The sequence below is a fragment of the Bradyrhizobium sp. USDA 4532 genome (genome assembly GCF_024171315.1).
Classification (GTDB): domain Bacteria; phylum Pseudomonadota; class Alphaproteobacteria; order Rhizobiales; family Xanthobacteraceae; genus Bradyrhizobium; species Bradyrhizobium australafricanum.
This window is the reverse complement of record NZ_JALJZN010000001.1, coordinates 4,761,319-4,774,228: the sequence shown is the minus strand read 5'-3', so window position 1 is coordinate 4,774,228 and position 12,910 is coordinate 4,761,319. Positions and strand designations below refer to the sequence as shown.

12 protein-coding genes are annotated in these 12,910 nt (G+C 65.1%); 6 read left to right on the top strand and 6 right to left on the bottom strand.

Going from position 1 to position 12,910, the window contains the following annotated elements:
* Positions 1–68: 68 nt before the first annotated feature.
* Positions 69–1,217, bottom strand: coding sequence for an HlyD family secretion protein (locus J2R76_RS21825; protein WP_076827751.1), 1,149 nt, complete (start codon positions 1,215–1,217; stop codon positions 69–71).
* Between the two features lie 142 nt (positions 1,218–1,359).
* Here J2R76_RS21825 and J2R76_RS21820 point away from each other — a divergent pair, with 142 nt between their 5' ends.
* The 4 genes from J2R76_RS21820 (at position 1,360) to mctP (ending at position 5,376) form a co-directional block, all read left to right on the top strand.
* Entirely contained in the window at positions 1,360–2,271 is a 912-nt protein-coding gene (locus J2R76_RS21820; protein ID WP_057015472.1) for a LysR family transcriptional regulator, read from the top strand.
* Between the two features lie 301 nt (positions 2,272–2,572).
* Positions 2,573–3,544 carry a tripartite tricarboxylate transporter substrate binding protein gene (locus tag J2R76_RS21815; protein ID WP_253624931.1) on the top strand — a complete coding sequence of 324 codons (972 nt, stop codon included), beginning with the start codon at positions 2,573–2,575 and terminating at the stop codon, positions 3,542–3,544.
* Between the two features lie 145 nt (positions 3,545–3,689).
* A complete protein-coding gene (locus tag J2R76_RS21810) occupies positions 3,690–3,875 on the top strand; it encodes a DUF3311 domain-containing protein (RefSeq protein WP_076827601.1) in 186 nt (61 codons plus the stop codon).
* A gap of 10 nt (positions 3,876–3,885) precedes the next feature.
* Positions 3,886–5,376, top strand: a complete 1,491-nt coding sequence (gene mctP / locus J2R76_RS21805; protein WP_076827599.1) for a monocarboxylate uptake permease MctP — start codon at positions 3,886–3,888, stop codon at positions 5,374–5,376.
* On the opposite strand, the gene J2R76_RS21800 is transcribed toward mctP, so the two are convergent.
* Positions 5,347–8,823, bottom strand: a complete 3,477-nt coding sequence (locus tag J2R76_RS21800; protein ID WP_253624930.1) for an indolepyruvate ferredoxin oxidoreductase family protein — start codon at positions 8,821–8,823, stop codon at positions 5,347–5,349. The two genes, mctP and J2R76_RS21800, sit on opposite strands and share 30 nt — an antisense overlap.
* Positions 8,824–8,980: 157 nt before the next feature.
* Between J2R76_RS21800 and J2R76_RS21795 the strand changes: the two genes are divergently transcribed.
* On the top strand, positions 8,981–9,436 hold the full coding sequence (locus J2R76_RS21795) for an Lrp/AsnC family transcriptional regulator (RefSeq protein ID WP_057015467.1): 456 nt from the start codon (positions 8,981–8,983) through the stop codon (positions 9,434–9,436).
* Positions 9,437–9,735: 299 nt separating this feature from the next.
* Here the strand turns inward: J2R76_RS21795 and J2R76_RS21790 are convergent, their stop codons facing one another.
* Together J2R76_RS21790 and J2R76_RS21785 are read right to left on the bottom strand one after the other, a co-directional pair.
* Complete coding sequence (locus J2R76_RS21790; RefSeq protein ID WP_076827596.1) at positions 9,736–10,236, bottom strand: hypothetical protein; 501 nt, start codon at positions 10,234–10,236, stop codon at positions 9,736–9,738.
* A gap of 57 nt (positions 10,237–10,293) precedes the next feature.
* A complete protein-coding gene (locus J2R76_RS21785) occupies positions 10,294–10,707 on the bottom strand; it encodes a hypothetical protein (protein ID WP_244558805.1) in 414 nt (137 codons plus the stop codon).
* A 131-nt stretch (positions 10,708–10,838) separates the two neighbouring features.
* Here J2R76_RS21785 and J2R76_RS21780 point away from each other — a divergent pair, with 131 nt between their 5' ends.
* Positions 10,839–11,759, top strand: coding sequence for a LysR family transcriptional regulator (locus tag J2R76_RS21780; RefSeq protein WP_076827592.1), 921 nt, complete (start codon positions 10,839–10,841; stop codon positions 11,757–11,759).
* Positions 11,760–11,813: 54 nt separating this feature from the next.
* Here the strand turns inward: J2R76_RS21780 and J2R76_RS21775 are convergent, their stop codons facing one another.
* Together J2R76_RS21775 and J2R76_RS21770 are read right to left on the bottom strand one after the other, a co-directional pair.
* Entirely contained in the window at positions 11,814–12,059 is a 246-nt protein-coding gene (locus J2R76_RS21775) for a hypothetical protein (protein WP_244558804.1), read from the bottom strand.
* Positions 11,995–12,870, bottom strand: coding sequence for a serine hydrolase (locus J2R76_RS21770; RefSeq protein ID WP_244558803.1), 876 nt, complete (start codon positions 12,868–12,870; stop codon positions 11,995–11,997). Before J2R76_RS21770 ends, J2R76_RS21775 begins: the two co-directional genes overlap by 65 nt.
* Positions 12,871–12,910 lie beyond the last annotated feature (40 nt).

Genomic DNA, 12,910 nt, shown 5'->3' with positions numbered 1-12,910 from the left:
ACAGCAAAACGCGATCGACCACCGATGGGTGATCGATCGCGCGGAGCCAGCCGAAGAAGCGTTTGGTCCTATCCGCCGTTCGCCCGCGTCGCTGATGCCAGCCGCCGCTTCTCCTCGCGCTCGGCCAGCACCGTCGCCTTGGTGTTGACGGTCGGGATCGCCGACATGCCCGGGCGCAAGAGGCCGGTGAGGCTCTGATCGTCGAGCACGATCTTGACCGGCACGCGCTGCACGATCTTGGTGAAATTGCCGGTGGCGTTGTCGGGCGGCAGCAGCGCGAATTCGAGGCCGCTGGCCGGCGACAGGCTGTCGACATGACCCTTCAGCGTGGTGCCGCGAAAACTGTCGACCGTGAGCTCGACCGGCTGGCCGTTGCGCACATGGGTCAGCTGCGTCTCCTTGAAATTGGCGATCACATAGACCGCGTCCAGCGGCACCACCGCCATCAGCTGGGTGCCGGCCTGCACATATTGCCCGACGCGCAGCGTGCGGGCGCCGACCGTGCCGTCGACCGGCGCGGTGATCCGGGCGTAGGACAGGTTGAGCTCGGCCTGCTGCTCGACCGCGCGAGCGCGGTCCACCTGCGCTGCGGCCTGGGCGCGCTGCGTGGTCAGCACGTCGACCTTGCGCTGGGCCGCCGACAGCGCCGACTTCGCGTGCTGCAATTGCGCGGTGTTGGCGCGCAGCGCCGCGTCGGTCTGTTGCGCACGCTGAATGGTGCCGGAGCCGGACTTCATCAGCCCGTCGTAGCGGGTCTGCTCTTCCTGCGCGAATTTCAGGTTGGCCTCGGCGGCGGTGACGTCGGCCGTGCTCTGGTCGATGATCGGCTGCTGCAATTCGAGCTGGGCATCGAGGTTGCGTACCGAGGCTGTAGCGGCGTCGACATCGGCCTTGGCCTGGCCGAGCGCGGTGCGGTAATCGCGGTCGTCGATCTCGGCCAGCAGCTGGCCGGCCTTCACCGGCTGGTTGTCGGTGACCAGCACGCGGGCGATGTAGCCCGAGACTTTCGGGGCGATGATCGTGGAGTCCGCCTTCACGTAGGCGTCGTCAGTGGTTTCGAGGTAGCGGCCGGTGGTGACGTAGTCGTAGCCAAAGTCGGCTGCCACGGCGACGCCGATGATCGCGGCGAGCCCGAGCGCCACCCGCTTGACCGCTTTCCGCGACGGGCGGAGGCCGATTTTTGTTGCTTGTTCAGGGACATAAGTGGTGGTCGACATGGCATCCTCCGGGTCGAACATTCGCGTCCTTCCAGAAAGGGCGCCCAGTACGCCCCTTAGATGCAATGTCCTCCCCGCTGTGATAATCCCGATAAAACTGGAAGCATTATCAACCCAGCGCTGATAATCCGGACCTTGCCGCATGGATCGCCTGACCAGCCTGACCGCCTTCGTCCGGGTCGTGGACACCGGCGGCTTTTCCGCGGCCGGCCGCAAGCTCAACATGTCCACCACCATGGTGAGCAACCACGTGCAGTCGCTGGAGGACCGGCTCGGCGCCCGGCTGCTCAACCGCACCACGCGCAAGGTCAGCCTCACCGAGGTCGGCCAGGCCTATTACGACCGCTGCGTCCAGATCCTCGCCGACATCGAGCAGGCCGACGACATCGCGGGCGCCCAGCAATCGGTGCCGCGCGGCACCCTGCGCATCTTCACCAACACCCATCTCGTCCAGTTCCTGTCGCCCGCGGTGGCCGAGTTCCTCGCCACCTATCCCGAGGTCAAGGTCGATCTCACGATCGGCGAGCGCAATGCCGATCTGATCGACGAGAACTACGATCTCGCCGTGCGCATGGTGCCGCCGCCGGACTCCAGCCTGATCGTGCGCACCATCGCGACCTGGCGCCACGTGCTGTGCTGCTCGCACGGCTATATCGAACAGCACGGCAAGCCAACGCTGCTGGCCGACCTCTCCGCGCGCAACTGCATGCGCCACGCCAACTATCCCTATGGCGACGAGTGGCGCTTCGCCGACCGCAAGGGCACGCCGGCCGCAGTGCGCGTCTCCGGAAATCTGATCTCCAACAGCGGCGAAACCCTGAAGCTCGCGGCGCTGGCCGGCGTCGGCGTCTTCCTCGCGGCCGGCTTCCTGGTTCGCGACGAGCTGGAGTCGGGACAACTGGTCCGCCTGCTGCCCGAATACCGGCCGGTCGAGCTCACCATGAATGCTGTCTATCCGCATCGCCATCATCTCTCGGCGAAGGTCCGCACCTTCATCGACCTGCTGGTCCATCACGCCACCGAGCAGCAGAAGCTGATCAATCCGTATTCGTGAGCGGCGCGGGCGCTTGCGATGATGGCACGCGTGCGCCCTTTATCCACCGTCATCCCCGCGCAAAGGCTTCGCCTTTGTCGCTGGAGGAGCCGCGCAGCGGCGTCTCGAAGGATGCACGGCCCGGCTGCTGGCCGTTCATCCTTCGAGGCTCGCTCCGCTCGCACCTCCAGCGACAAAGGCGAAGCCTTTGCGCGGGGATGACGGGACTAATAGTACGACGTTCCTTCCGCGTCATGACCACCCGGCAGCCGTTGCATAGCCGTTGCGTGTATGAAGATCGCCTCACCTGCCGGGGTCCGTCATGCCGTTTCGTCTCCTCGCATCACTCCTGTTCGCGCTCGCAGCAAACCTGCTGCTGCAACTGCCGGCGCGCGCCGCCTATCCCGACCACATCGTCAAGATCGTGGTGCCGTTCGCGCCGGGCGGCGGCACCGATGTCGTGGCGCGGACGCTGGCGCAGGAGATGCAGAAGGATCTCGGCGTCACCGTCATCATCGAGAACAAGCCGGGGGCGGGCACCATCATCGGCACGCAGAGCGTCGCGGCGAGCCCATCCGACGGCTACACGCTGCTGATGGCGACCTTCGCCAACGCGGTCAATCCGAGCCTCTACAGCAAGCTGCCTTATGATGCGCACAAGGATTTTGCGCCCGTGGCGCTGGTGGCGCGCTCCTTCAACGTCGTTGTGGTCAATCCCGCTTCGCCGATCAAGTCGATTGCCGATCTGATCGCGGCCGCGAAGGCCGATCCGGAAAAGCTGTCCTACGGCACCTATGGCACCGGCACCTCGGCGCATCTCGCCGGCGAACTGTTCAAGCACATGGCCGGGGTCAATCTCACGACCGTTCCCTACAAGGGCGCGGCGCCTGCCATCACCGACCTCTTGGGTAGCCAGATCCAGGTAATGTTCACCACGGTGGCAAGCTGCGCCTCGCTGGTCGAGGCCGGGCAGCTGCGCGCGATCGGAGTGACGTCGGCCGAACGCTCGCCTGCGTTCCCGCAATTGCCGACGGTCTCGGAAGCCGGCGCCTCCGGCTATGTCGCCGAATCCTGGTACGGCCTCTACGTGCCGGCGAATACGCCGACCGACATCATCGACCGCCTCAACAGATCGGCGGCCAAGGCCGTGCAGGCGGAGGCCTTCAAGAAGCTCAGCGTCAATGAGGGCCTCGTGATGGTGGCCTCTCCTCCGGCCGAGCTCGACCGCTACTTTGCCGGCGAGGAGGCGCGCTGGCGCAAGGTGATAAAGGACGCCGGCATCAAGGCCGAATAGGCGGCATGCGCCAGGTGACGATCACATCTTTTTGCGTCGCATTGCCGTAACCGTGATTCTAGACGCAACGGACCGGTTCCTGGATCGTTGCCATGATCAGCGGAACCTCCCGCCTTGAGCTGTGTCTTGCGTCAAAGAGTAGGCCATGTGGATTTTGTTGCTGCTGCCGTTCATCGGCTTGCTGTGCGTGCCGTTCTATAATTTCGTCGAGCCGTCGCTGTTCGGCTTTCCCTTCTTCTACTGGTACCAGCTCGCCTGGGTGCCGATCTCCTCGCTCTTGATCTGGCTGGTCTATCGCAGCCGCCGGCCCGATACCGACGAGCCGCGGTGAGGGGACAGCCATGACCGATCACATCGCCTGGGTGGCGCTCTCCGTCTTCATCTTCTTTTTCGCGCTCGTCACCGTGATGGGCTTCTTCGCGGCGCGCTGGAAATCCGGCCCGGTCAGCGAGCATCTCGACGAATGGGGCCTCGGCGGTCGCCAGTTCGGCACCTGGATCACCTGGTTCCTGGTCGGCGGCGATTTCTACACCGCCTACACCGTGATCGCGGTGCCGGCGCTGGTCTACGCGGTCGGTGCCTACGGCTTCTTCGCGCTGCCCTACACCATCATCGTCTATCCCTTCGTGTTCGCTGTCATGCCGGTGCTGTGGAAGAAGGCGCATGCGAACGGCTACGTCACCGCCGCCGATGTCGTCCACGGCGCCTATGGCTCGCGCGCGCTCGAGCTCGCGGTGGCGCTGACCGGCCTGGTCGCGACCATGCCCTACATCGCGTTGCAGCTGATCGGCATGGAGGTCGTGATCAAGGCGATGGGGCTATCCGGCGAACTGCCGATCATCGCCGCCTTCGTGATCCTCGCGCTCTATACCTATAGCTCCGGCCTGCGCGCGCCGGCGCTGATCGCCTTCGTCAAGGACATCATGATCTACATCGTGGTGCTGGCCGCCGTGGTCGTGGTGCCCGCGAAGCTCGGCGGCTACGGCGCGGTGTTCTCGGCCGCCAACGACGCCTTCACGGCGAAGGGCGGCGCCACCGGCCTGACGTTGAAGCCCGGACAGTATCTGCCCTATGCGACGCTGGCGCTGGGCTCGGCGCTCGCCGCCTTCATGTACCCGCACACGCTGACCGGCATCTTCGCCTCGAAGTCGGCGGATACCATCCGCAAGAATGCGATCCTGCTGCCGGCCTATACGCTCTTGCTCGGCCTGATCGCGCTGCTCGGCTACATGGCCTATGCCGCCGGCATCAAGGTGACTTCGCCGAACGACGTGGTGCCGATGCTGTTCAAGACGCTGTTCCCGGAATGGTTCGCGGGCTTTGCGTTCTCGGCGATCGCGATCGGCGCGCTGGTGCCGGCGGCGGTGATGAGCATCGGCGCCGCCAACCTGTTCACGCGCAATGTCTGGAAGTCCTACGTCAACCCGGACATCTCGCACGCCGGTGAGGCGTCGGTGGCGAAGATCACATCGCTGGTGGTCAAGGTCGGTGCGCTCGCCTTCATCTTGTTCCTGCCGACGCAATATGCGCTCGACCTGCAACTGCTTGGCGGCCTCTGGATCGTGCAGACGCTGCCGGCGCTGGTGTTCGGGCTGTTCACCGTCTGGTTCCGCGCCGAAGGGCTGCTGCTCGGCTGGGCGGTCGGCATCGGCTGGGGCACGTATACGGCGTGGAGCAACGGGCTGAAGCCGCTCGCCAGCATCTCGCTCGGCGATGCCAGCTACAGCTTCTATGTCGGCCTCGGCGCGTTGCTGCTCAACATCGTCGTGGCGGTGCTCGCGACTGTCGTGGTCGGCCTGATATCACCCGCCAAGCGCCGCGCGGCGGCCTGAGCCGTCGCCTTGGTCTGACGGGGCGGAGGCAAGTCGCGCGGTGAGCCGCGCAACCTCCGCCCTGGTCTTTTCGATCGCGGCGTCTTTCACCGACCCATAGCCGCGGATCTCCATCGGCGCCTTTGCCAGCGCGACGAGATCGGGCAGCCGTGCCTTGTCGAGCTTGCCGAGCATGGTCTCGATCAGCGCCTCATACCAGGTAATCAGCTCGCGCTCGGTGCGGCGCTCCGCGGCGTAGCCGAACAGGTCGAAGGGTGTGCCGCGCAGCCCTTTCAGGCTCGCGAGCAACCGCAGCGGCGTCTGGATCCACTGTCCGAACGCGCGCTTCCTCGGCCGTCCCCGTGCATCGCGCCGCGCTGGCAGGAACGGCGGCGCAAGGTGATATTGCACCGTGAAGTCGCCGTCGAATTCCTGGCTGAGCTCGTCGAGGAAGCCGCTCTGCATATGCAGCCGCGCCACTTCGTATTCGTCCTTGTAAGCCATCAGCTTGAACAGCGACCGGGCCACGGCGTCGGTCAAGGTCTCGCTGCTGAGCGCCACTTCGGCGCGACGCACGCGGTAGATTGTCGCCCGATAGCGCGCGGCATAGGCCTCGTCCTGATACGCCCTGAGGAAATCGGCGCGCCTCGCGATCACCTGCTCCAGCGTCTCCGGGACATCGGCCGCAGCACCGTCGGCCTTCGGCAAGAACTCCGGATCGGCGAAGGCGATCCGGCCCCAGGCCAGCGCCTGCCTGTTGCGCTCGATGGCGACGCCGTTCAATTCGATCGCGCGCGTCAGCGCCTCCAGCGAGACCGGCACCAGGCCCTGCTGCCAGGCGAAGCCGAGCATCATGATGTTGGCAAAGACGCTGTCGCCGAGCAGCCGCTCGGCCAGCGCGTTGGCGTCGATCATGGTGAGGTTGCCCGACCCGATCACTCGCTCGATCGCGCGCAAGCGAACCGGCGAGGCGAGGTCGGCATCGCGAAAGCGCACCACGTCGCCGGTCGGCATCTCGGCGATATTGACCGCGGCGCGCATTCCCTTGCGATAGGTGCCGGATGCTTTTGCCGACGAGCTCACCACGAGGTCGCAACCGATCAGCGCGTCAGCCGCGCCCTGGTCGATCCGCACCTGATGCAGCGCGTCGGGCGTAACCGCCAGCCGCAGGTAGCTCAGCACGGGGCCGAACTTCTGCGCAAAACCGGTGAAGTCGAGCACCGAGACGCCGCGGCCCTCGAGATGCGCGGCCATCGCGATCAATGCGCCGACCGTGATGACGCCGGTGCCGCCGACGCCGGTGACAAGGAGATCATAGGGCCGCTCCAGTCCCGCAAGCTCCGGTACCGGCAGCGCGGCTGCGCGCGCCAGCGGATCGATCGCGCTCGCGCTCTTCGCCCGCCGCTTGCCGCCCTCGATGGTGACGAAGCTCGGGCAGAAGCCGTTGAGACAGGAAAAGTCCTTGTTGCAGGTTGAGAGGTTGATCCGGCGCCTGCGGCCGAACGGCGTTTCCTTCGGCTCGACGCTGAGGCAGTTGGATTCCACCGAGCAGTCGCCACAGCCCTCGCAGACGAGGTCGTTGATGTAGGCGAAGCGCGCGGGATCCCCGATCGTGCCGCGCTTGCGCCGCCGCCGCTTCTCGGTGGCGCAGGTCTGCTGATAGATCAGCACGGTGACGCCGGGAATTGCGCGCAGCTCGCGCTGCACGGCATCCATCGCCTCGCGCGGATGGATGGTGACGCCGGCGGGCAGATCCACCGGCGAGAAATGCGCGGGATCGTCCGACACCAGCGCGATCCGCGCGACGCCCTCGGCGCGGACAGAGTGCGCGATCGCCTGCACGCTGACCGGGCCGTCGACCGGCTGGCCGCCGGTCATCGCCACCGCGTCATTGAACAGGATCTTGTAGGTGATGTTGGCTTTCGCAGAGATCGCCTGCCGGATCGCCATCGAGCCGGAGTGATAGTAGGTGCCTTCGCCGAGATTCTGGAAGACGTGGCTGTTGCCGGTGAATTTCGATGACGCCGCCCAGTTGACGCCTTCGCCGCCCATCTGGATCAGCGACGAGGTCTCGCGGTCCATCCAGCTTGCCATGAAATGGCAGCCGATGCCGGCCAGCGCCTTGGAGCCCTCGGGCACTTTCGTCGAGGTGTTATGCGGGCAGCCCGAGCAGAAATACGGCGTACGGGTCGCGCCCGGCACCGCGATCATGCGGTCCTGTTCGGGCACCAGCGCGGCAACGCGGCGAGCGAGTTGCAATTCCGGAAACATCGGGTCGAGCCGGCGCGCCAGCACGTCGGCGAGCATGCGCGGCGACAATTCGCCGGTCCAGGAGATCAGCCGCGCGCCGCTCTCGTCATGTTTGCCGACCATCCGGTCCGGCTTGGCGCCGGGATAGTCGTAGAAATACTCCTTGAACTGGCTCTCGATGATGCCGCGCTTCTCCTCGACCACGAGGATCTCGCGCTTGCCTTTCACGAACTCCATCGCATCGTGCAGCGCCAGCGGCCACACCATGCCGACCTTGTAGATGTCGATGCCGAAGCGGCGGCACGCGGCTTCATCCAGCCCGACCAGCCGCAGCGCCTCCATCAGATCGAGATGCGCCTTGCCCGTGGTGACGATGCCGTAGCTCGCATCCTTGATGTCGTAGATGTGGCGATCGATCGGATTGGCTTTCGCGAAGGCGTAGACCGCGTGCTTCTTCGCCTCCAGCCGTTCCTCGATCTGCGGGCCCGGCAGATCCGGCCAGCGATAATGCAGGCCGCCGGGCGGCGGCACGAAATCCGGTTGCACGAAACGGCGCGGCGGCCGCAGCTCGACCGAGGCGCCGGACTCCACGATCTCCGAGATCGCCTTGAAGCCGACCCACATGCCGGAGAACCGGCTCAGCGCGTACCCATACTCGCCGAATGCGAGATATTCGCCGATATCGGCCGGATGCAGCGTCGGCATGAACCAGCTCATGAAGGCGACGTCGGACTGATGAGGCATCGAGGACGACACGCAGCCATGGTCGTCGCCCGCGACGACGAGCACGCCGCCACGCGGCGAGGAGCCATAGGCATTGCCGTGCTTCAGCGCATCGCCGGAACGGTCGACGCCGGGGCCCTTGCCGTACCAAAGGGCGAACACGCCATCGACCTCGCGATCTCTTTGCGTCTCGACCTGCTGCGAGCCGAGTACGGCGGTCGCCGCGAGGTCCTCATTCACCGCGGGCAGGAATTCGATGCGGCTGTCCTTGAGCTGCTCGCCGATCTTCCACAGTTCGAGATCGACGCCGCCGAGCGGCGAGCCGCGATAGCCGGAGATGAAGCCCGCGGTGTTGAGGCCGGCAGCGCGGTCGCGCCGCGCCTGGTCGAGCACGATGCGGACGATCGCTTGCGTGCCGGTGAGGAAGACGCGGCCGCGGTCGCGGCTGTAGCGCTCGGACAGCTGATAGGCGTCGAGCAACGGCATCTGGCCCATGACTGACCTCTCCGGGATTCGCGATGTCTGATCCGACAAGGCTATGCCTGTGGGCGTGGTAGGTCTTACCTATCCATTCATTTGTCGCGGAAAAATCGGCAGGATATTGCTGAGAACGATGTAGTTCGGTAGGATCTACCAAATCGAGGGCCTCGCAATGGTCGAAGAGCAGGACGAGAAAATCCTCGCCGAACTGCAGAAGGACGGCCGCGCCACCAACCAGCAGCTTGCGGAAACCGTCGGGATGTCGACCTCGGCGTGCTGGCGCCGGGTTCGTGCGCTGGAAGAGTCCGGTGTCATCTCGGGCTATTCGGCGCTGGTCGCGCGCGAGCGCGCAGGCTTTGCGACCTCGGCGATCCTGCACGTTTCGCTCGAGCGCCACGACGTCAAATTCGTCGACGAGTTCGTCGCGCGGGTGATGAAGCGCCGCGAAGTGCTGGAATGCTTCGCGACCACCGGCGACGCCGACTATCATCTGCGCGTCGTGGTGCGCGACATGGACGCCTACAACAAATTCCTCGACGAGTTCATGTTCCGCATTCCCGGTATCCGCCACGTCCGCACCAACGTGATCCTGAAGGAGATCAAGACCGGCGTGGCGTTGCCGTTTTGAGGTGACGACGATGATGGGGCCGCGCGCTCAATTTTGTCCCGTCACCCTGAGGAGGCCGCGTAGCGGCCGTCTCGAAGGGCGAACGGCCTTCCAGCCCGGCCGTGCATCCTTCGAGGCTCGCCCAGCGGCGCAAGTGCGCCGCAAGGCTCGCACCTCCAGCGACAAAGGCGAAGCCTTTGCGCGGGGATGACGGTCGAACCAGTCGGTAGGATGGGTAGAGCGAAGCGAAACCCATCCTGGTGCCGCGGGTTCGACTTGATGGGTTTCGCTACGCTCTACCCATCCTACGAAGATACGGGTCATGCTGCCTGTTCTGTCGACTTGGTCTTCAACAGAATCATGAACACCATGACATGGCTGACCAGCAGCAGCGGCACATAGAGCGCCGGAATATAGATGCCGGCGCCGAACAGGCCGGGATCGCCGATCTTCACGCCGTTGTAATAGGCGTTGAGAAGGTCCAGCGTGCCCCAGATGTTGAAGACCCAGACGATCGGAATCGCGATCGCCCACCGCCAGGACAGCGCCGCCATCGCAAGCAGCGCGAGAACGGCGGCGACGAGATCGCCCCATCCGACCTCGCTTGCGAAATCCGTGCTCAACTGCGGCGACACGAACCCGGCCACCATGAAGTTCATGCCCAGGAACCTGAACGCATGGAACGCTGCGAGCAGTCGGAGCGCGTTGTCACGTGGCATCGCGCGGATCGCCGGCCAGACGTAGGTGACGGCCACGACGGCACTTGTCAGAAACCCGCCGGCGACGCTGAGGACGAATGGAAGATTGAAGCCCGGGGGCATCGGCGGATTTCCTTGTTGTCGATCGGTTCGGTTGGCTTGCGTTCAGGACCTTGACGCTCAGGGCTTGGCGACGAGCAGGCGGAGCGGCAGCAGCGGGCCGACCCCGATGTACTCGTGATCCATCAGATCGAGCTTGGACAACGGCAGCCCTTCCATGATCGCGTGCGCCTCGGATACATCCTTGGCGTCGAGCAGCAAGACCACGCCGCGCCCGTCGGAGCGCGAATACCATTCGCGAATCTTGCCGTTGAGATAGAGCTGCACGGTCTGCCGGATTTCGTCCGGCATCACGGCCATCACCTGATCGCGGGTGACGCCGGCTTTCGCAGTGAGGATGACCATCACGCCTGTGGTGATGGTGGAGGCGGCTTGTGCCTGTACTTGGGCTTGAGCAGGGGAGGGAGCGGTCATGATGGTGGCGCCTGTCAGAGTGAGGGTGAGAGCCAGGATTGTGTGACGGATTGCTTGCATCGGTCGCATGTCTCCGTTCACGACGGATGTCGTGATGTCGCGTGAGCAGCGCGCGTCGCGTTGCTGCCGCTTGTGGCTCCGATGTAAGGCAGCTTTCCGCGAGCGACTATTCGCGATAATGTTCACGGGCCATGAAGCAGAACTTCACAGTCCGGCAGGGCGCGCTCGACGGCGTCGAGGCATTCCTTGCCGTCGCCCAGCACCGCAGTTTTCGCCGTGCGGCGGCCGAGCTCGGCGTCACGCCATCGGCGATCAGCCAGGCGGTGCGCGCCCTCGAGGCGCGCCTCGGCGCGGTGCTGTTCATTCGCACCACCCGCAGCGTCGGACTGACCGACGCCGGCGAACGGTTTCTGGCGCGCGCAAGACCGGCATTCGAGGAGCTGGTCGCGGCGAGCGGGGCGGCGCGGGAGCTCGGGCAGAAGCCCGCCGGGCTGTTGCGTCTCACCGTGCCGCGCTCGGTGGTGCCGATCCTGCTCGAGCCGCTGATCGCCTCGTTCTGCAAGGCCTATCCCGAGATCGAGGTCGAGCTCGCCGCCAGCGAGGAATTGGTCGACCTCGCCGCCGGCGGCTTCGATGCGGGCATCCGGATGGGCCAGTTCATCAATCCGGACATGGTCGCGGTGCGCCTGACCAAGCCGTTCCCGTTCGCCATCGTCGGCAGCCCGGACTATCTCGCGCGCCGCGGCCGCCCCAAGCGTCCGGACGATCTGCGCGCGCACGCGTGCCTGCGGCTCCGGCGGTCGAACGGAGGGCTCGCGCCGTGGTCGCTGAACGACAATGGCCGTTCGATCGAGCTTGCCGTGTCGGGATCCTTCATCGGCCATGATTTTCCGACGCTGGTCGGCGCCGCCATCGAAGGCGTGGGCCTCGCGCAAGTCCCCGCACCGCTGATATCAGGCGCCGTCAAGGAGAAGAAGCTCGTCCGCGTGCTGGAGCCATTCGCGCCGACGACGCCGGGCGTGTTCCTCTACTATCCCGGCCATCGCCAGATCATGCCGAAGCTGCGCGCCTTCATCGATCACGTGAAGAGCAGGCCGCGGGCCGCGCGGTGAGGAGAGCCCGGATTTGCATTGCTCGTTCACGTCATCTCGGAATGACGGGAGGGTCTAGGCGCGCTTCTGAGGATGCCAGTCAGGCACCGTCTTGACCATGTGCCAGACCAGCAGGTCGAGGGCGCGGGTCATGCCTTCCCGCGACCTGGTATTGGTGAACGCCGACCAGCAGAAATCGCCGCTGGTTCGCACCGAGATCGTCGTCGTTCCGTCCAACAGGCCGCTGTGCCACCAATTATTGTTCGCGGTGACGAACAGGCCCTTGGCGTAGCGGGGGTTGATGGCGCTGGGGGTGCTCATGACGCGGAGGCTGTCGGTCGGTCAGCAGCTGCTCAGTGTCCTTGAAGCCGTCGATATGGACGAACAGCGTCGTCAAATCGCCCGGCGTCGCAATCCAGCCGCCGTGCGAATCCATCCGGGCGACGTTCATCCGGTACGGATCGCCGGTCTGGCTGTAGTATTTCACTTCGTTGCTTGCGCGCTCGCCCAGCGTATTGCCGGCAATCTGCATGTCGGTGATGCCGCATCGCTTCAGGACGGCGTCCTTGATGTATTGCTCGTAGCTCTGGCCGCTCAGCTTTTCGATCACGCGGCCGAGGATGCAATAGCCGAAGTTCGAATAGGCATAGGCTTCGCCTGGCGGACTGGTGAGCGGCATATGCTCCAGCGTCCAGCTGATCAGTTCGCGATGCTTCAGGTTCTGGTTCATGAACATCGGATCGCGAGACTGGTTTCCCCAGGTCCCGGTGGTGTGGGTCAAGAGATGCTCGACCGTGATCTGCTCGACATGGGAGCGAGACGAGCCGGGTGGCATCAAGCTTGGCAGCGTGGGTGTCGTCGGATAGTCCTTGCCGAGAATGGAGCTTGCGCCGAACACATAGTCGCCGAGCCGCAATTTGCCGGCCTCGATCAGGGTGAAGATCCCGGTCGAGGTCACAGGCTTCGATATGCTCGCGATCCGGAAGCGGTGTTGCGGGGTCAATGCTTCGCCGGTCTCCCGATCCGCAACCCCGAACGCCTCGACATAAGCCGGCTTTCCCTTGATTGCGATCGCGATCGAAAGACCCGGTACATCGTAGTCCTTCATGAAGTCGGCGGCCAGGTCAGCCATCTGCTTGCGTTGCTCCGACGTCGGAAGCTCCGCGGGCTGC